At 57.5% G+C, this 18,523-nt stretch carries 16 protein-coding genes; 9 read left to right on the forward strand and 7 right to left on the reverse strand.

The features are described 5' to 3' along the window. Positions 1–157: 157 nt before the first annotated feature. Positions 158–2,671, reverse strand: a complete 2,514-nt coding sequence (locus AC27VJ_RS01170) for a methyl-accepting chemotaxis protein (RefSeq protein WP_488682493.1) — start codon at positions 2,669–2,671, stop codon at positions 158–160. A gap of 180 nt (positions 2,672–2,851) precedes the next feature. After that, the gene (locus tag AC27VJ_RS01175) at positions 2,852–3,922 is read right to left on the reverse strand and encodes an alpha/beta hydrolase family protein (protein WP_488682494.1); all 1,071 of its coding nucleotides are present in this window, start codon (positions 3,920–3,922) and stop codon (positions 2,852–2,854) included. Between the two features lie 143 nt (positions 3,923–4,065). Between AC27VJ_RS01175 and AC27VJ_RS01180 the strand changes: the two genes are divergently transcribed. After that, entirely contained in the window at positions 4,066–5,127 is a 1,062-nt protein-coding gene (locus tag AC27VJ_RS01180; protein WP_488682495.1) for a helix-turn-helix domain-containing protein, read from the forward strand. A gap of 35 nt (positions 5,128–5,162) precedes the next feature. Here the strand turns inward: AC27VJ_RS01180 and AC27VJ_RS01185 are convergent, their stop codons facing one another. Both AC27VJ_RS01185 and AC27VJ_RS01190 read right to left on the reverse strand, forming a co-directional pair. After that, positions 5,163–6,266, reverse strand: a complete 1,104-nt coding sequence (locus tag AC27VJ_RS01185; RefSeq protein WP_113086352.1) for a TRAP transporter substrate-binding protein — start codon at positions 6,264–6,266, stop codon at positions 5,163–5,165. A 149-nt stretch (positions 6,267–6,415) separates the two neighbouring features. After that, entirely contained in the window at positions 6,416–6,880 is a 465-nt protein-coding gene (locus AC27VJ_RS01190; RefSeq protein ID WP_488682496.1) for a group III truncated hemoglobin, read from the reverse strand. Positions 6,881–7,036: 156 nt separating this feature from the next. On the opposite strand from AC27VJ_RS01190, the gene mbfA reads away from it, so the two are divergent. Further along, positions 7,037–8,020 carry an iron exporter MbfA gene (gene mbfA / locus AC27VJ_RS01195; protein WP_488682497.1) on the forward strand — a complete coding sequence of 328 codons (984 nt, stop codon included), beginning with the start codon at positions 7,037–7,039 and terminating at the stop codon, positions 8,018–8,020. Here the strand turns inward: mbfA and AC27VJ_RS01200 are convergent. The 3 genes from AC27VJ_RS01200 to AC27VJ_RS01210 all read right to left on the reverse strand — a co-directional run bounded on the left by AC27VJ_RS01200 (position 7,960) and on the right by AC27VJ_RS01210 (position 11,310). Next, a complete protein-coding gene (locus tag AC27VJ_RS01200) occupies positions 7,960–9,585 on the reverse strand; it encodes an ABC-F family ATP-binding cassette domain-containing protein (protein ID WP_488682499.1) in 1,626 nt (541 codons plus the stop codon). The genes mbfA and AC27VJ_RS01200 overlap by 61 nt on opposite strands. A 203-nt stretch (positions 9,586–9,788) precedes the next feature. After that, positions 9,789–10,403: a transglutaminase-like cysteine peptidase gene (locus tag AC27VJ_RS01205; RefSeq protein ID WP_113086356.1), complete on the reverse strand. Its 615-nt coding sequence runs from the start codon at positions 10,401–10,403 to the stop codon at positions 9,789–9,791. A gap of 97 nt (positions 10,404–10,500) precedes the next feature. Next, positions 10,501–11,310 (reverse strand): alpha/beta hydrolase, encoded by an 810-nt coding sequence (locus AC27VJ_RS01210; protein ID WP_488682500.1) that lies wholly within the window; start codon positions 11,308–11,310, stop codon positions 10,501–10,503. Positions 11,311–11,496: 186 nt separating this feature from the next. Here AC27VJ_RS01210 and infC point away from each other — a divergent pair, with 186 nt between their 5' ends. The 7 genes from infC to AC27VJ_RS01245 all read left to right on the forward strand — a co-directional run bounded on the left by infC (position 11,497) and on the right by AC27VJ_RS01245 (position 18,522). After that, the gene (infC, locus tag AC27VJ_RS01215) at positions 11,497–12,033 is read left to right on the forward strand and encodes a translation initiation factor IF-3 (RefSeq protein WP_062587745.1); all 537 of its coding nucleotides are present in this window, start codon (positions 11,497–11,499) and stop codon (positions 12,031–12,033) included. Positions 12,034–12,226: 193 nt separating this feature from the next. Continuing rightward, positions 12,227–12,430, forward strand: coding sequence for a 50S ribosomal protein L35 (rpmI, locus tag AC27VJ_RS01220; RefSeq protein ID WP_113086357.1), 204 nt, complete (start codon positions 12,227–12,229; stop codon positions 12,428–12,430). A gap of 40 nt (positions 12,431–12,470) precedes the next feature. Then, complete coding sequence (gene rplT, locus AC27VJ_RS01225; RefSeq protein ID WP_113086358.1) at positions 12,471–12,875, forward strand: 50S ribosomal protein L20; 405 nt, start codon at positions 12,471–12,473, stop codon at positions 12,873–12,875. A gap of 120 nt (positions 12,876–12,995) precedes the next feature. Then, the gene (locus tag AC27VJ_RS01230) at positions 12,996–13,844 is read left to right on the forward strand and encodes a serine/threonine protein phosphatase (protein WP_488682501.1); all 849 of its coding nucleotides are present in this window, start codon (positions 12,996–12,998) and stop codon (positions 13,842–13,844) included. Between the two features lie 21 nt (positions 13,845–13,865). Then, a complete protein-coding gene (gene pheS, locus AC27VJ_RS01235; RefSeq protein ID WP_488682502.1) occupies positions 13,866–14,948 on the forward strand; it encodes a phenylalanine--tRNA ligase subunit alpha in 1,083 nt (360 codons plus the stop codon). A gap of 11 nt (positions 14,949–14,959) precedes the next feature. Next, positions 14,960–17,383, forward strand: coding sequence for a phenylalanine--tRNA ligase subunit beta (gene pheT / locus AC27VJ_RS01240; protein WP_488682503.1), 2,424 nt, complete (start codon positions 14,960–14,962; stop codon positions 17,381–17,383). A 95-nt stretch (positions 17,384–17,478) separates the two neighbouring features. Then, positions 17,479–18,522, forward strand: coding sequence for a GSU2403 family nucleotidyltransferase fold protein (locus tag AC27VJ_RS01245; protein ID WP_488682504.1), 1,044 nt, complete (start codon positions 17,479–17,481; stop codon positions 18,520–18,522). The last annotated feature ends 1 nt before the right edge of the window (position 18,523 follow it).

The raw sequence follows: 18,523 nt of genomic DNA on the forward strand, positions 1-18,523 counted from the left end.
TATCAAAAAAGGCTGAATCCAATCTTTACGGATACCAATGAGCCAAAGCGGGAGGAATTTTTTAAGGTCAAGATTTCGCTATCTAGATGTGAACGCCAGAAAGCAAAACGCGCGGACAAGATGCCCGCGCGTCAGTTAGATCATCAGTCGATGGAGCTTATGCCGCGAAACGATGGTTCCGCTGTCTGTCATGCGATTCCAGACGGAACTGCTCCAGCAGACTCAGCAGCTGATCGGTTTCTTCGTTCAGCTGTTCGCTGGCCGCACTTGTTTCTTCCACCATCGCCGCATTCTGCTGCGTCAGCAGATCCACCTCGCCGACGGAGCTGTTGATCTGCTGCATGGCAACGGACTGGTCCTGTGTCGCCTGGGTGATCTGCTGGACCTGATCGCTGACATGCGAAATCTGCGTGCCGATCTGGGCCAGTGCTTCACCCGTCTTGGTCACAAGGCTCGATCCGGCTGCGACTTCGGTGGAGGAGATTGCAATCAGCTCACGGATTTCCTTGGCGGCTGCGGCTGATCTCTGGGCAAGCTCGCGGACCTCATGGGCAACCACGGCAAAACCCTTGCCGGCTTCACCCGCACGCGCCGCTTCCACGCCCGCGTTCAAGGCCAGCAGGTTTGTCTGGAACGAGATAGAGTCGATGACCTCGGTGATATTGCCGATTGTCTGGGACGCATTCTCGATGCGCTGCATGGCTGAGACCGCATTGCGGACGATGACCAGCGATTCCTCGGTGTTGCGACGGGTCTTGTCGACAATGCCGTTGGCTTCGCGGGCGCGGTCCACAGCATTGCGCATATTGGAGTTGACCTCGTCCACCGCTGCTGCCGTTTCTTCCAGCGATGCCGCTTGGCGTTCGGTACGGCGGGCCAGATCGACGGCGGATTCCGACATCTGCTGGGCATTGCCTCTGATGGCACCGACATTCTCGCGAATGCCGCCAATCGTCTCGCGCAGCCGCAGCATGGACTGGTTGAAGTCTACACGCAATTGCTCCAGACGGTCGTTGAAGGGCGTGTCGATGGTGGTGGAGATGTCACCGGCAGACAGCCGCTCCAGACCGCCAGCCAAGGCGCTGACGGCAAACTGGATCTGGCGATCCAGCTCCTTGCGCTCGGCATCATTGGACTGCCGCTGTGCTTCGGCAGAAGCGCGCTGCTCTTCGGTTGCCACTTCCAGGCGGGTGCGCTCCTCGGCATTTTCCTTGAACACCTCAAGCGCACGCGCCATGTCGCCGATTTCGTCGTAACGGTTCTTTCCATCCAGCGGAATGTCGATATCGCCCTTGGCCAGACGCTTCATTGCATTGACGATGCCGAGGATCGGACCCTTGAAGGTCATGACCAGACCAATACCGGCAAAGATTGCGACGAACACACCGATGACCATGGCGGAGAGCGAGATGCTGTCGGCCTTGCTGCGTTCGGTATCGGCAGCGGTGCGCTGCTTTTCGGCGAAATCCGTCAGATTGACCCAGACACGGCGGATTTGCTCTTCCGCCATGCTGAAGGCAACCTTGCGCTGCTGCGAGAGGGCCAGCAGGTCGGCTGCGGCGCGGTCAAGTTTGGTTGCGGTTTCGTCGATGATCTTGGCACTCTTGCGGGTGATATCGGACATGGCCGTATCGCTCGACATCCCACCTGCCGAAACATTCAGACGGAAAGCTGCATCGCTGAACTTTTCCTGCGCTGCTTTGGTTGGGGCGGCGACATAGCCCGCCATTTCAAGCTCAAGGTTCTTGGCATCGTCACCGATCTGGCGCGCGGTTGCCAGAAATGTGCTGGCCTGTTCGATGGGCTGGTCAAGCTGGCCGAAAACTTCCGTCGCCTGCCGGGATTTGACGGTCGCAAAACCCTGGAGACGAATGGTTGCCGGGCGCATGAGGTTGACCACGCGCTCAATGGTGCCGACGGTGGCATCGTTGACGACACCAATGTCCAGCTGTGCACGGATTTGCGTCACGCCGTCGGCAAGCTGATCGATGATCATCTTCTGGTCAGCGGAGGCAATGGCGACGAGGTCCTTGACGGTTGGCTCCAGCGTGCCGATGGCAGCCTTCACCACGGCGGTCTTTTCTTCCGGCAAGGTAACCTTGTTGAAGTCTGTCACAACAGTGGCAATGAGATTGGCGCCACGGTTCAGCTTGTCGGCCTCACGCAAAAGCAGCTTGGCCTTGGTCTCGTCGGTCTGAAGCGTGTTTCTGATGTTGGTGGCGTTGGCCAGAAGACCGTTCAGCTCTTTCAGCACGGTGGAGAGGTCGGCACCCATGCCAGCACGAAGCGCCTGCTCCTTCTGGTGGCTCGACCACAATTCATCGACCTGCGCATCGATGGTTTTTGTCCGTTCGATTGCATCTTTTATTTCGGTGGAGCTTCCATCTTCGTTCGCGCGCAGGAAATTGGCTTGCTCGGCAAGCTGGCGGTGCAGCGCTGTCCGCGTCTCATCATTGGTGTTGTTCAGAAAAGATGTCATGCCGCCATAGACTTCCTTAAATCCCGTCAAGGATTGAAGGATGGTGTTGGAAACATCCATACGACTTTGCAAAAGGTTTGAGGCATAGAGGCCGGAAAGCCCTACTGCCAGAATACTTGCGACGAATGGCGCGATAAAAACAATGACTTTTGTCTGTATTTTGAAGCGCGCTAATAAGTTGTCGATAAGCATTATATTCCCCAAGGCCAGTTTTTGATTTTGACTTTCTTCGCCGCTGAAAAGACCAGCGCCCTACCACTTCTGCAACCGAGGTTTGAAAATAATGTTAATATTCAGTGAGTTCCGTATTGTATGATTTCGCATGGCAAAGCCGGCGGAAAGAACCACCGGCTTCAATCCCTATCCCAAAGATCAGTTACTGGCTTTAAGCGTCGTCTGAAACGCATCCACGATCAGCTTCACCAGTTGCGCGTGAATGTCCCTGCGGTCGCGCGGACCTGCTGGTTCGCAGATCGGGTCGATCTCCCCGACCGATTTCAGAAATTCGGAGGCTCCCGGCTTGCAGACGGGCAGGAAGCTGAAGTGATCGGCATCATCAACCTGCGCATAGGTCGCATGCGGCACATCCCTGGCAAGCTGGTCCGACAGCACGGAAACAGGTATCTTACCGACGCTGCCCAGATTGATGAAGGATAGCGGAATGTCGATGGCCTTCAGGCTGTCCTTGGTGAAGGCAACCTCCAGACCGGGATCGACAAGAACCGCCGTGCGGATGCGGGCATCGTGGTTGGACTGTTCGAACCGGGCCTTGTCGACACTGCGCAGATCGAACTTCGGCACAGTGATCTGCTCTTCATTCTTGTAACCGCGCCCACCGGCAAACCACTGGCAATCCATTGAGGTCGCATAATCAACGCAATATTGAACATAAGCGTCGAGATTGGCACGAGCACCGGCCAGTTCCAGCGCCGTACTACCACCCAAGGAAAAGCCGAGAACGCCGATACGACTGGGATCGACGGATTTCGACCATTCCGCATCGGCTGTCAGCGAGGTGATGATGGTGGAGATGTCATCCGTCCGCTCCCAGATTTTCGGTGTGTCTTCCGGGGTGGAATCGCCGCTTGTCGTGCCGGGGTGGTCGGGTGCGACGACGAGGAAACCAGCTTCCGCCAACGCCGTTGCAACCCACGCCATGCCGATACCGCGTGAGCCGGAGCCGTGCGACAGGATAACAAGCGGCAAATGTTCGGGTTGAATGGCGGCATTCTTGAGAGCAGAGGCACCCTCGAAAATCCTGTTTTCGCCGACCCTGACCGTTTCGCCTCTGCCATCAGACGGATACCAGACGGTGACGGCCAAATCCTTGGCGCGGGCAGGGGAATGGATGGTGATATCACGGGTGCCGACACTCTCACCCGCCAGAGCGGATTGCAGGGTGAATGCCGACAGAAGAATGGTTGCGGAGATGATGGAGCGCATGGAAAAGCCTCATGGTTTGAAACAACGAGGCTGGTGTCGACCTATCGCAGTTTTTTCACGCCCTGAAACATGTTTGAGGTCGTCCGCAAACGCGATCTGGTCCATGTAGGAGGCATTCTTCTTTTTGTTTCAGGTCGCCTGCCGTGGTTTTCATTCCCCTGCCTATCGTCGTCGCACTCTTGCTGTGTCTGATGCTGGTATCGATCCTTCGCGGCAATGGCGAAGGCAGAGCCAATCGACCGTTTCTGGCCTTGATTGCACTCAGCGCCGTGCAATCAACCCTTGTCGGTTTGCGCTGGGGATATCAGATCGACGCGCTGAAATTCGCCTTGCCGATCATGGCGTCATTCTTGCCGCCGCTCGCCTATGCCAGTTTTCGCAGTCTGATGAAGGACTGGAACGTCAGAAGTGCCGCAAACATTACCAGCATCGCCTTGCCGCCTGTGGTTATCGCCGTCACGCTGGTCGTGTTTCCCATTGCCATCGATTTCATGCTGATAACGCTCTTCGTCGGCTATGCGATTGCCATTGTGCTGCTTGGGCGCCGGGGTCCGGATGGGCTGGAGGAGGCGCAATTTGCTAGTGTCACATCGGTCCACCGCGCGCTCTATATTGCTGCCGCCGCTCTTTGCCTGTCGGCGGCTTTCGATGTTCTCGTCCTGCTCGATTTCCACTGGGCGCGCGGCGAAAATGCAGGCGTGATCGTCAGCAATGGCAATCTGCTCGGCCTCCTCCTGATCGGCCTTACCGCATGGGTTGCCGGAGACAGCAAACCGGAGACAGTGCCAAGCGCCATTGAGGCGGAGACGGAGGCAGCCAGCCCGACTGCCGAAGATCAAGAGATCATGTCACGGCTGGATGATCTGATGGCGCGGCAAAAATTCTATCGCGACGAGAACCTCAATCTGACCCGCTTGGCCCGCAGGCTATCGCTGCCCAGCCGCCAGATTTCCCACGCGATCAACCGCGCAACGGGCGGCAATGTCTCGCAATATATCAATGCGCTGAGGGTGCGGGATGCCTGCCGCCTGCTGGAGGAAACGGATCAATCCGTGACCGCGATCATGCTCGAAAGCGGCTTCCAGACCAAATCCAACTTCAATCGCGAATTCCGCCGCATCACCGGCATGAGCCCGCTGGCATGGCGGGAGCGCGAAGTCTGGAAGCTCGTCTCTGCCACCAATAAAAATGGCCACCCGGCATAGTCGGGCGGCCATTCGGTACGATCAAAATCAGATGATTACAGATTGCCGTTACGCTGCTGGATCATCATGTAGGTGTCGTAGGTGTATTCCGCGATCTGCGCCCAGAGATAGGCGTCTTTCTTGAAGGCCTGCTGGCTTTCGTAGATCTTCTTGAAGTTCTCGTTGACGGCGGAAATCTCCGCATAGGTCTCTAGTGCTGCCTTGTGGCAAACGTCGAGGATCTCCTGGCTGAAAGGCCGCAGGATCGCGCCCTGTGCCACCAGTTCCTTCAAGGCCTTGGGATTGTGGGCATCGTAGCGCTCCAGCATGGAGGCGCTGCCCACCGCGCAGGCGTCTTTCAGCATGCGCTTGTAGTTTTCCGGCAGGCTGTTGAACTTCTCGAGATTGACGAAGGCGTGGCAGGCCGGGCCACCTTCCCACCATGCGGGATAGTAGTAATATTTCGCGACCTTGTAGAAGCCGAGCTTCTGGTCGTCATAGGGACCGACGAATTCGGTGGCGTCGATGGTGCCCTTTTCCAGCGCGGCATAAACGTCACCGCCTGCGATCTGCTGCGGTGTGATGCCGACCTTCTGCATGACCTGGCCGGTGAGGCCGGCGATGCGCATCTTCAGACCCTTCAGGTCATCGATGGTGTTAATTTCCTTGCGGAACCAGCCGCCCATCTGCGCGCCAGTGTTGCCAAGCAGAATGGAATAGATGTTGTGCTTGGCCAGAAACTCGTTGAGCAGCTCGTTGCCGCCCGCCTGATTAAACCATGCGTTGGTCTGGCGTGCGTTGAGGCCGAAGGGAACAGACGTGCCGAGCGCAAAGGTCGGGTCTTTACCGACATAATAGTAGGAGCAGGTATGGGCCATTTCGACCGTGCCTGACGTCACGGCATCCGCAGCCTGAAGCGCGGGCACGATTTCGCCACCGGCAAAATGCTGAATGGTGAAGTTACCGCCGGATGCTTCCTTCACATGGTCGGCCACGATCTGTCCTGCGCCGAACAGGATGTCGAGACCCTTGGTGAAGGAAGAGGTCATGCGCCAGGTAATCTTGGGATTTTCCTGCGCGATGGCCGGTGCGGCAAGCGCGGTTGCTGTAACGCCAGCGCCGACGGCACCTGCATTGCGGATGAATGATCTGCGATCCATGTCGATTTTGCCTTGAATATAGAATTTAAGGCGAACCGCCTGGTACGCCTCCCGCGAACTACTAACCATGTCCGATTGCAGCCTTCAAGAGAATCTTGGTGATATTGCGTCAAGCATTTCCGTTTTTCTAATGGACGCAAGCTCTTGCTTTATCGCTTCATTGCGGGATCATCGAATGCCGGATTGTAGAACAGTGAAAGCGTCAGGCTGCGGGCGATGCGCTCGGCTGTGGCCATGAACCAGTCCCGCGCCTCCCGGCTGGGCGAAATCTCTTCCAGCGTCTGCGCAAAAAGCGCCAGCCATTGCGTAAACAACCCCTCGTTCAGCCCATCCATGCCATGATGCGCCTGCACCGGCTTGCCGCCATAGGCCCCGGTCTTGAAGGCGATGGCAGACCAGAAGCCTTTCATCTTATCCATATGCTCCGGCCAGCGACCATTCAGGCGATTGTCGAAGACCGAGCCGAGCGTCTCATGCTCGCGAATACGGGCGTAGAAGGTCTCTACCAGCCTTTCGATGAAGGCCGCATCGACGCCGATCTTCGCCATTGCTGCCTCCGCACGGCTTTGTATCTCTGCATTGTGCGCGGCCCGTGCCTGGATGCTTTCGGTCATCGATATCTTCTCCGTCATGGGCGCATTATGGACGCCCGATCCGCCGCTCACAATGCGACGTTTTGGACGTTGAAAAACGAATTAGAATGGTTCTAATTTCGCTTGCGGAAAATATCGCGGAGGATTATTTAGAATTATTCTAAGTAGGATGATCCCATGTTCCGCAGCCTCTTCTCCTTGTCAAAGCGCCCTTTCACATCTCTGGGTGAGCAGGAAATCCTCGCTCTCGCCATTTCGTCGGAGGAGGATGATGCGCGCATCTACCGGTCCTATGCCGCGCATCTGAAGGCGCAATATCCGCAGTCCGCGAAACTGTTCGAGGACATGGCCGAAGTCGAGCAGACCCATCGCAACATGCTGATCGAGCAGCATCGGGATCGTTTCGGCGAAATCATTCCGCTCATCCGCCGTGAACATGTGCGCGGGTTTTATGAGCGCAAGCCGGACTGGCTGGTGAAGAACCTGCCCCTTGAAACCATCCGCGAAGAGGCCGAGCGCATGGAGGCGCAGGCCATCCGCTTTTATGATGAGGCGATGAAGCACGTTACGGACGCTTCCACCCGCAAGCTGCTGGGCGATCTGGCCGAGGCTGAGCGCGGGCATGAAGACATTGCTGGCATGTTGAGCGGCAAGCATCTGCCGGAAGATGTGAAATCCGAGGAAGAGGAAACCGCAAAGCGTCAGTTCCTGCTGACCTATGTTCAGCCCGGTCTCGCCGGACTGATGGATGGCTCTGTCTCGACGCTCGCCCCCATCTTCGCTGCCGCCTTTGCCACCCAGGATACATGGCAGACCTTCCTGATCGGTCTGTCAGCATCCGTTGGCGCAGGTATTTCCATGGGCTTTACCGAAGCCGCCCATGATGACGGCAAACTGTCAGGGCGGGGATCGCCTTTGAAGCGCGGCCTTGCATCCGGCATCATGACCGCCATCGGCGGTCTGGGGCATACGCTGCCCTATCTCATTTCGCATTTCTGGACGGCAACCGCTGTGGCCGCCGTCATCGTCTTCGTGGAACTCTGGGCCATCGCCTTCATCCAGAACCGCTATATGGAAACGCCGTTCCTGCGGGCGGTGTTTCAGGTGGTGCTGGGCGGTTCGCTGGTGCTGGCGGCGGGCATTCTCATCGGTAATGGCTGATAGCGCTCGATACCGACAGCGTCCAGAAATGCCTGATCGTGGCTGACCACCAGAAGCGCGCCGTCATAGGCGCGCAAGCCCGCCTCGACAGCTTCTATGGCGTCGATATCCAGATGGTTCGTCGGCTCATCCAGAATGAGAAATGACGGTGGGGCGGCACCTCCCAGGGTACAGGCCAGACCCGCCCGCAAAAGCTGTCCGCCGCTCAATGCTCCGACCGTCTGCAAGGCCGCATCGGCGCGAAACATGAAGCGGGCCAGCGCCGCGCGGCATGCATTGTCGTCGGACTGCGGGTTCAAGCGGCGGAAATTGTCGAGAATGGATGTGGTGGCATCCAGAATGCTGACCTGCTGATCCAGCATGGCCCAGTCCGTGAAAAGCCTGATCTCACCGCGCCACGGTTTTAACGCGCCTGTTATAAGCGACAGCAGCGTGGATTTGCCCGAGCCATTCGCGCCGGTCACGGCAATCCGTTCCGGCCCGGTGATGGAAAAGGAGACATTACGCAGGACCGTTTGGCCCGGCAGATATCCCGCTGTGATCCCGTCCATCTGCAACACCATCTTCGTTGCAGGCAGGCCGGTTGAGGCAAGAGAGACCGATAGTGGCTGAAGCACTTCTATCTTGCGACGCGCCGTTTCGAGTGCCTGCGTAGCGTCGGCCTCTCGGCTTTCCGCCAACCTTGAATGGCTGCCGCTGGTGCCCTCGCTTCGGTTTTTCATGGCTCCGAGGAGGATGCGGGGCTGGTCGCCCTTGGCCGCCTTGCGCCGCCCGTTACCGTCTTTGCGCGCTTTGGCCTCGGCCCGCTCCTGCGTTTTGCGGGCGACCTCGTTCAGCTGTTTCTCAGCCTCGGACATGTCGCGCTCGACCGCAGCTAGCTCCAGCGCTTTCAGGCTGCGATAATGGCTCCAGTTGCCGCCATAGCGTTTTGCACCAAGCGAGGTGAGGTCCACGATGGCATCCATTGTTTCCAGCAATTCGCGATCATGGCTAACGACCACCGCCCCGCCGCGCCATGTCGAGAGGAAATCGATGACGGCTGTGCGGCCTTCGCGGTCCAGATTGTTGGTCGGCTCATCCAGCAGCATGAAATCCGGCTTTTGGAATACCAGCGCCGCAAGCCCTGCGCGTGTGCGTTGCCCACCGGAGAGGGATGACAGAGATGTTTCGGCACTGGCATCGAGACCGAGAAGACCAAGGGCCGACCACATGCGGTCTTCCAGCGTCCAGTCGGCAATCTCCAGTTCCGCAAGCGTGGCCTGACCGCTTTCGGCACGCCGAAGAATGGCGAGCGCTTGAGACACACCGAAAAGATCGGCAATGGTCTCATGCGCATCCACCTGCACGATCTGCTGCATCGTGCCGATGCTGCCCGTGATGGAGACGCTTCCGGCATGCGGGAGAACGTCGCCAGCGATCAGTCTCAACAATGTGGATTTTCCAACGCCGTTGCGACCCACAAGGCCGGTCCGCTCACTGTCGAAGCTGAGTGTCAGGTTTGAAAAGAGGGCGCGCCCGTCAGGCGTGGACCAACTGAGATTGGAGAGGGTTATGGAGGCAGGCATGAGCAGGGACTTTCCCGAAAACAACAAAAAGGGTGACTGTTGTTGTGGGGGAGAAATCCATGTCGAACACATCCTGCAAGAGTTGGCTGGAACCCTATAATAGGATCGGCTCAATATGTGTTCAAGCTAAAATGAGACTTTGGAAGGCGCTGTGACACGCCGTTCCCGAATTGCGGCAGGCGCGAACCCGCCGCATCGCGTCATCAACGCAGCGCGCCCACCAGAACGTCGCGACCATCTTCGATGGAGACCCAGCGGCCTGTGTTGAAGGATGCCTGGCGCTTGAGATAGGTGTAGTTGGTGTCCGTCCAGAGCTTCACATCGTCAGACAGATTGTCGAGAATGAAGTCACCCTCATTGGTGCGCACGGTCAGCACGGCGTGGCCTTCTCCATCTGGCTTGCGCACGACGGTGATGAGAAGGTCGGAAACGGCAAAGCCGCGTTCCATCAGCTTGCGGCGCTTCAGAAGCACGAAGTCCTCGCAATCGCCAGCGGTCTTGGGATATTCCCAGACCTCGTCCTTGCCGTAGACTTCCAGATCCGTCATGGCGACGATGGTGGAATTGACTTCCTTGTTGATGTCGCGAATGACCTTCCAACCATATTCCGTCACGCGTGGTGGCGGGGTCAGCTTGCTGCGGATATCGCATTCGGACATGTACTTCTGGCAGAACTCATAATGGCCGATTGGCTGGGACGTGATGCCGCCGGTGACCATGGACGGGCTACCCTTGTTATCTGCCTGCGCCGAGGCCGCAGAAAGTATTCCGGCCGCAACTGCTACAAGCAGAGCAAGCGCCCGCGGTGCATTCATCATGAAACCCGTCCCTTAAAATCTTAACGAAAAGTTAAAAAGGTTAGGGGCGGGAGTCAATCGGAACTCATGGTCCATGAATGCAAGATGAATAATATGGTTAAGATCGTTGCGCTTTTGCCGCCAAAACAAGGCTTTTGGCCGCTGCCAGCATCCGCTCGATATCCTGCGGACGCGACAATCGGTGGTCTCCATCACGGATGAGGCTTAGCACCACATCATCGGCGGGCAGGTGGTTGAGCAGCTTGAGGGCATGCTGATAGGGCACGTCATCATCCTTCATGCCCTGCAAGATATGCACCGGGCATCCCGTTTCGATGATGCCCTTGAGAACGAGATTGTTGCGCCCATCGTCTATCAGATTGCGGGTGAAGATGTTCGGCTCCGGGCTGTATTCCGATGGCTCCTCGAAATAGCCGCGCTCCGCCAGAGATGCTTTTTCGGCATCCGACAGATTAGGCTCTATCAATTCAGCGGTGAAATCCGGCGCGGGCGCAATCAGCAGCAATCCGGTGACCTGCGGTCCAGCCGCGTCTTTGCGCAGTTCCTCGATCAGCCGCAGCGCAATCCAGCCACCCATGGATGAGCCGATGGCAATGATGCGGTTGGGGGCCTTGTGGCGCAAAACGGCGATGGTTTCTGCCAGCCAGCGCGAGATCGTGCCCTTGTTGAAGTCGCCATTCGAGGCGCCGTGGCCGGAATAATCGAGGCGTATGCAGGCAAGACCGTTTTCAGATGCAAACCGGTCCAGCTCCACCGCCTTGGTACCCGTCATATCCGAACGATAACCGCCCAGCCACACCAGGGTCGCTGAATCCTCACCCGCCTGGGCTTCGCGCGCAAGGATCGCAATGTCTCTGGCGTCATCGGCGTTGCCAACGGTAATGTATTCAATCGCTTGTTCGCTCATGGGGGCATAAATCTCCTGCTTTTTACGCACCTTGTAGAGCAGATTCTTAAAAAGCACGACAGGAGGTGATTTTTTTGCGCGGACGTGCTATTGACTTCGCGGCGGCATTCACGACATTTCCGCCATTTGCACCGACAAGCTGGTTTTTGCCGACGCGATCCCGAAACAGATCAGGAGAATACGACCATTCGCAGACCGTTCAAAGCCGATGCCCCCGTCAAAGAGGGCCCGCGCTCCAACAGGGAAATTCGAATTCCCAAGATTCAGCTCATTGATGAAGAAGGCCAGAACCTTGGCGTGATGCCGACGGATCAGGCGTTGAAGATGGCAGAAGATGCCGGTCTTGATCTGGTTGAGATTTCGCCGAACGCGGAACCGCCGGTCTGCAAAATTCTTGATCTTGGCAAGCTGAAATATTCGACCCAGAAAAAAGCGGCCGAAGCGCGCAAGAAGCAAAAGATCGTTGAAGTCAAAGAAATCAAGATGCGTCCCAACATCGACACCCATGACTACGAGGTGAAGATGAAGGCGATGAACCGTTTCTTCGACGAAGGCGACAAGGTAAAGGTAACGCTGAAGTTCCGTGGCCGCGAAATGGCCCACCAGGAACTCGGCATGAAGCTTCTTCTTCAGGTCAAGGAAGACACCCTGGCGATTGCCAAGGTTGAAGCAGAACCGAAGTTGGAAGGCCGTCAGATGATGATGGTTCTGGCGCCAAAATAAGTCTGAAACGTCTGAATCCCAGGCGTTTACGTCCCGTCGCAGGGGAATTTATCATTCCCCGTTGCTCTTTTTCATAACTGCGGTTATAGGAGCGCGTCCGAACGGTCCGGCAGGGCATGCCGTGGCCGTTCCAGAATAGCTTGAAAGCAGGCTTCGTCTGCCTGTTTTCGATACAAAATAATGGAGTAGCAAAATGCCCAAGATGAAGACGAAGTCCGCCGCGAAAAAGCGGTTCAAGATCACTGGCACTGGCAAGGTTCTCGCAGCCGCTGCCGGTAAGCGCCACGGCATGATCAAGCGTTCCAACAAGTTCATTCGCGACGCGCGCGGAACCATGGTTCTGGCCGACGCTGACGGCAAAAAAGTCGTCAAGAACTACCTGCCGAACGGTCTCTAAGACTTTTCCGCACATTTGGACATTTTAAGGAGATCATGACATGGCACGCGTAAAACGTGGCGTAACTTCCCGCGCCAAGCACACCAAGACACTCAAGGCAGCCAAGGGCTTCTACGGCCGTCGCAAGAACACCATCCGCGCAGCCAAGGCTGCTGTGGACCGTTCCAAGCAGTACGCTTACCGCGACCGTAAGGTCAACAAGCGCAACTTCCGCGCTCTGTGGATTCAGCGTATCAACGCTGCTGTTCGCGAATTCGGCCTGACCTATGGCCGCTTCATCGACGGTCTGAACAAGGCTGGCATCGAAGTAGACCGTAAGGTTCTGTCCGACATGGCTATCCATGAGCCTGCTGCTTTCGGCGCTCTCGTAGACGCTGCGAAGAAGGCTCTTGAGTACCTCAAGGACGCTGGCACGACCAACGAATTTGAAACCGCTGTAAAGTAATTACGGCGCGGACAAACTGTTGTTCATTTTGAAACCCGCGCCGGGCCACCGGTGCGGGTTTTTCCATTTTTACCGCGGTCCGTCCCGACTGCGAAACGGGCATATGCCCACGAGTTTTGAATGTTAGAAGCCGCGGCCCCAGATGAGAAAGCAAGAGGTTTCCACGTCCATCTCGAGGATGCGGATATCGCTGCTCTCATGCAGGTTCTGCTGACGAGCGATCGGCGCATCCAGCAACTCAATCTTTCCGTCGGCTCCGTCTGGATCAAGCGGCAGGGCACGGAGCAGGCGCCGTGGTGGGTCAAGCTCCAATCGCTTCTGGGATCGGCGCTGCCTTATAAGTTTCTCAAGCCATCGCCCATTCTAACGCCCGCCGCCATGATGGCGCGCGAAAAGCGCAGAATGATCGAATTCGGCGAAAAGGGCTTTCCGGTGCCTGATATCATCTATGCATCCGAAACCGCCATCGTGCTGGGTGATGTGGGACCAACCGTGCAACGCATCCTCAAAAGCAAAATCCGTGCGGGCGATGTCGATCACGATGCGCTGCTTGTCGATTGCGCGGCAGCCATTGGCAATCTGCACGCAGCCGGTCTCTGCCACGGTCGCCCGCATGTGCGCGATTTCTTTCTGCGCGATGGCCGCATCGGTTTCATGGATTTCGAGGAAGAGCCACAGGCCGTCATGCCCATCGAGACTGCACAGGCGCGCGACATCTGGCTTCTCTTTTTACCACTCACAAACCTTGCCCAGCATGGTCGGCAAACGCTGGATGCTGCCTACCGCGCCTGGGCATCGCGGGCGCCGAAAGCGGCAATTGCCGAATTGCACCGGCTGGTGCGTGTTCTCGGCCGTTTTTTGCCGCTCGCCCGGTTGATTGGGCGCGTGCAGATGGGTAGTGATCTGCAACGCTTTATCGAGGCGACCGACTATCTGAAGAACGCTGTTGAAACCGAAGCCGCAGGCTAAAGCCCGGCGAGGCAGGAAAATATGACTGAACTGGATACTTTGAAATCGCAATTGATGTCGGACATCGCCGCCACCGGGGATGAAGCGTCTATCGAAGCCGTGCGCGTGTCTGCGCTGGGCAAAAAGGGTTCGGTCTCCGAGCTTTTGAAAACGCTGGGTTCGATGACGCCGGAAGAGCGCCAGACGCGCGGTGCCGCCATCAACCAGCTCAAGAATGAGGTTACGGATCTCATCACCGCCCGCAAGGCCGAACTCAAGGACGCCGCTATCACCGCGCGCCTGAAGGCGGAAACGCTGGATATCAGCCTGCCGGTTCGCCAGTCGCCTGCGGAACGCGGTCGCATCCATCCGATCAGCCAGATCGTCGATGAGATCACCGCCATCTTCGCCGATATGGGTTTTTCCATTGCCGAAGGTCCGGATATCGAAACCGACTATTACAACTTCACGGCCCTGAACTTCCCCGAGGGACATCCAGCTCGTGAGATGCACGACACGTTTTTCTTCCAGCCGGACGAGAATGGTGACCGCAAGGTGCTGCGAACGCACACCTCGCCCGTGCAGGTCCGCACCATGGAAACCCAGAAGCCACCGATTCGCATCGTCATTCCGGGCAAGACCTATCGTCAGGATAGCGACGCCACGCATTCGCCGATGTTCCATCAGGTCGAAGGCCTCGTCATCGACAAGACGTCGAATGTCGGCAATCTGCGCTGGGTTCTGGAAGAGTTCTGCAAGACCTTCTTCGAAGTCGACAGCGTCGTCATGCGCTTCCGCCCCTCCTTCTTCCCCTTCACGGAACCGTCTTTCGAGGTGGATATCCAGTGCGACCGCTCCGGCCCCATCGTCAAGTTCGGCGAAGGCAAAGACTGGATGGAAATCCTCGGCTGCGGCATGGTGCATCCCAACGTGCTACGTGCCGGTGGTCTCGATCCGGATGAATATCAGGGCTTTGCCTGGGGCATGGGGCTGGACCGCATCGCCATGCTGAAATACGGCATGCCCGACCTGCGCGACTTCTTCAACGCCGACGTCCGCTGGATGACCCACTACGGCTTCCGCCCGCTTGACATGCCGACCTTGTTCGGTGGTTTGAGCGCTTAAGGAGATAAACAATGAAATTCACACTCTCCTGGCTGAAAGAGCATCTGGAAACCGATGCGTCTCTCGAACAGATTTGCGAACGCCTGACCGCCATCGGTCTCGAAGTCGAGGACGTGGATGACAAGGCGGCTTATAAGCCTTTCGTCATTGCCAAGATTTTGACGGCTGAAAAGCACCCGGAGGCCGACCGTCTCAAGGTGTTGAGCGTCGATGCGGGTGATGGCAAGCCTGTGCAGATCGTCTGCGGAGCGCCCAATGCGCGCGCCGGTCTCGTCGGTGCGCTGGCGCGTCCGGGTGACTATGTTCCGGGCATCGATGTGACGCTGGCAGTTGGCAAGATTCGTGGTGTGGAAAGCCACGGCATGATGTGCTCCGAAAAGGAGCTCAACATGTCCGATAGCCATGATGGCATTATCGATCTGCCCGACGATGCGCCGGTCGGCACGTCCTTTGCGACCTATGCCGGTCTCGACGATCCCATGATCGAAATCAACCTCACGCCCAACCGCCCGGATTGCACCTCGATCTACGGCATCGCGCGCGATCTGGCGGCCTCTGGTCTCGGCACGCTGAAGACAAAGCCAGCACCGACCTTCAAGGTCGAAGGCGTGACCTCGGTCGACGTGAGCCTCGATCTGGACGATGCCGCACTCTGCCCCGGTTTCGGCTTGCGCCTCGTGCGCGGCGTGAAGAACGGCCCCAGCCCCAAATGGATGCAGCAGCGCCTGATCGCCATCGGCCTGCGCCCTATCAATGCGCTGGTGGATATCACCAACTACATGACCTTCGATCAGGGTCGCCCCATGCATGTCTTCGACGCGGCAAAGGTCAAGGGCAACCTCGTCGTTCGTCGCGCCAAGGACGGCGAAACCATCCTCGCGCTCGATCAGCGCGAATACAAGCTCGGCCCGACCAATGTCGTCATTGCCGATGATAACGGCATCGAATCCATCGGCGGCGTCATGGGTGGCGAGCATTCCGGCTGCGATGAAAACACGACGGATGTGCTGATCGAATCCGCGCTCTGGGACCCGATCAACATCGCCAAAACAGGTCGTTCGCTCGGCATCATCACCGATGCCCGTTACCGATTCGAGCGTGGCGTCGATCCCGGCTATATGGTGCCTGGTCTGGAGCGCACGACCGAGCTGGTGCTGGATCTCTGCGGCGGCACGGCAGCCGAAGCGAAGGTCGTCGGCTACAAGGGCTTTGAGCCCAAGTGGATCGATTTCCCGCTGTCGGAAGTTAAGCGCCTGACGGGTCTGGATGTTTCGGCTGAGGAAACGCTCGATATCCTCAAGGGTCTCGGTTTCGGCATCGAAGGTTCGGGCGAGCGCGTCAGCGTCTCGGCGCCCTCGTGGCGTCCGGATGTGGATGGCAAGGCCGACCTGGTGGAAGAGGTCATGCGCATCCATGGCGTCGATAACATCAAGCCGGAGCCGCTTGAAAGCCTTGGTGCCGTCAATGGCCGTATCCTGACGACGCTGCAAATCCGCACCCGCACGGCCAAGCGTTCGCTTGCCAGCCGTGGCATGCTGGAAGCAGTGACATGGTCGTTCATCCCGGAAGCGCAGGCCAGGCTCTTCGGTGGTGGTTCGCCCGCGCTGAAGCTTGCCAACCCCATCGCTGCCGATATGTCGGACATGCGCCCGTCTCTGCTGCCCGGCCTGTTAACGGCGGCCCAGCGCAATGCCGACAAGGGTCACGGCGATGTGGCGATTTTCGAAGTCTCCGGCACCTATGAAGGTGATACGCCGGAGGCACAACGTCGCGTGGCCGGTGGTGTGCGCCGTGGCACCGCATCGCTGGCTGGTTCCGGTCGCATGTGGTCCAACACGACCAAAGGCGGCGGCAAGCCGGTGGATGTCTATGATGCCAAGGCCGATGCGCTCGCCGTCATCGAAGCCTGCGGCCTGCCCATGGGCAATGTGCAGATCGAGGCAGGCGCTCCTAACTGGTATCATCCGGGCCGTTCCGGCACGATCAAGATGGGCCCGACGGTCATCTTGGGTTACTTCGGCGAATTCCACCCGAAGACGCTCTCCGAACTGGATGTCTCCGGCGCCTATGCGGGCTTCGAAATCTATCTCGATGCCATGCCCGAGCCGAAGAAGAAGGCGACCCGCACCAAGCCTGCGCTGGAGCTGTCACCGTTCCAGACCGTCAAGCGCGACTTCGCCTTCGTGGTGGACCGCTCCGTCGAAGCCGGCTCCATCATCAAGGCCGCAACCAGCGCCGACCGCAAACTCGTGACCGGCGTCAATGTCTTCGACGTCTTCGAAGGCGCATCCGTCGGCGAAAACAAGAAGTCCATCGCCATCGAAGTCCAGATTCAACCGTTCGACAAGACCCTGACGGATGAAGACTTCGAAGCGCTGACGGCCAAGATCGTCGGCAATGTCGAGAAATCGACGGGCGGCGTTCTGCGGGCATAATAAAACGGATGAGCCTCATGTTTAGGCTCATCCAAATTTTCAATTAAATTATTGATTTTTTTGGATTTTACACGCAAAATGCGGAAATTCCGTTTTTGGGTGTAAAAATGTTTGAAATCAATGCGTTGAGCGGGGATGATGTTCGGGCGTTTGTTGACGTGAGGCAACGCTATGAGGCCTTGCTGCAACTTCAGCATCAGCATTGGCACAGCTTCCGTGGTACGATGCGGTACGGTGAGCGCTCAGGCAAACAATATCTTCTTCGCCGCATCGATAAGTCAGATCGTTCCCTGGGATCGAGAACTGAGCAGACTGATAACGTCCTCGAAAGATTTCAGACAGAAAAAACAGCTATAGAGACGCGTATCGCTGGCTTGAAGGCAGAGATAGAGGCCCGTGCCCCATTAATGGTAGCGCGAGGTGTTGGCCGGATTCCCGCTGTCCCGGCGCGGATACTTCGCCGGCTGGACACTGCTCGTTGGCTGGGCGAGGGTGTAGTGGTGGTCGGAACGAATGCATTGTTTGCCTATGAGGCGCTGGCGGGCGTACGTATTGTTTCAGATGTCATTGCAACAGAAGATATCGATCTTTTAAGGGATGCCCGCCGCCGCATAAGCCTGAGCGCTCATGGCGTAAGCGAGCGCGGTTTGGTTGGGTTGCTTCAAGATGTCGATCCTAGTTTCGCCGCTGTGCGTCAAGGCAGCTTCCGGGCTGTGAACCGGAGTGGCTTCATGGTGGATCTGATCGAGCCTCTCTCGAAGTCTCCTCTACATCAGCCAGAAAGCGGCCTTTCCAATCATCAGGATGATCTTGTCAGCGTACCGATTGAGGGATTGGCTTGGCTGGTGAGTGCGCCGAAAAGTGAGGCCGTCATTCTTGACGAAACTGGCTTGCCGTTAAGAATGGTGACGATAGATCCAAGGGTTTTTGCGCTTCACAAACTGTGGCTGTCCGAAAAGGCAGATCGTGATCCGCTTAAAAAGCGCCGAGACAGACAGCAGAGCAATGTCGCTGCACAAATCGCCCAATACCATTTAGGGCTAAGCTTTGACGCTCAAGAGTTGAGCGCACTTCCGGCAGCGTTGCGACAGATGAAAGATCGTCTGGAGATGTCACCACCATCAAAGGCTCAGTGGTGAC

It is taken from the genome of Agrobacterium sp. 20P9.1.2, from assembly GCF_057799395.1.

Coding starts and splice junctions, on each gene's coding strand:
- AC27VJ_RS01210 (WP_488682500.1), bottom strand. CDS start 11,310: ATGAGCGAACAAGCGATTGAATACATTACCGTTGGCAACGCCGATGAC.
- AC27VJ_RS01200 (WP_488682499.1), bottom strand. CDS start 9,585: ATGCCTGCCTCCATAACCCTCTCCAATCTCAGTTGGTCCACGCCTGAC.
- AC27VJ_RS01205 (WP_113086356.1), bottom strand. CDS start 10,403: ATGATGAATGCACCGCGGGCGCTTGCTCTGCTTGTAGCAGTTGCGGCC.
- AC27VJ_RS01190 (WP_488682496.1), bottom strand. CDS start 6,880: ATGACCGAAAGCATCCAGGCACGGGCCGCGCACAATGCAGAGATACAA.
- pheT (WP_488682503.1), top strand. CDS start 14,960: ATGAAATTCACACTCTCCTGGCTGAAAGAGCATCTGGAAACCGATGCG.
- pheS (WP_488682502.1), top strand. CDS start 13,866: ATGACTGAACTGGATACTTTGAAATCGCAATTGATGTCGGACATCGCC.
- mbfA (WP_488682497.1), top strand. CDS start 7,037: ATGTTCCGCAGCCTCTTCTCCTTGTCAAAGCGCCCTTTCACATCTCTG.
- rplT (WP_113086358.1), top strand. CDS start 12,471: ATGGCACGCGTAAAACGTGGCGTAACTTCCCGCGCCAAGCACACCAAG.
- AC27VJ_RS01185 (WP_113086352.1), bottom strand. CDS start 6,266: ATGGATCGCAGATCATTCATCCGCAATGCAGGTGCCGTCGGCGCTGGC.
- AC27VJ_RS01230 (WP_488682501.1), top strand. CDS start 12,996: ATGTTAGAAGCCGCGGCCCCAGATGAGAAAGCAAGAGGTTTCCACGTC.
- AC27VJ_RS01170 (WP_488682493.1), bottom strand. CDS start 2,671: ATGCTTATCGACAACTTATTAGCGCGCTTCAAAATACAGACAAAAGTC.
- AC27VJ_RS01175 (WP_488682494.1), bottom strand. CDS start 3,922: ATGCGCTCCATCATCTCCGCAACCATTCTTCTGTCGGCATTCACCCTG.
- rpmI (WP_113086357.1), top strand. CDS start 12,227: ATGCCCAAGATGAAGACGAAGTCCGCCGCGAAAAAGCGGTTCAAGATC.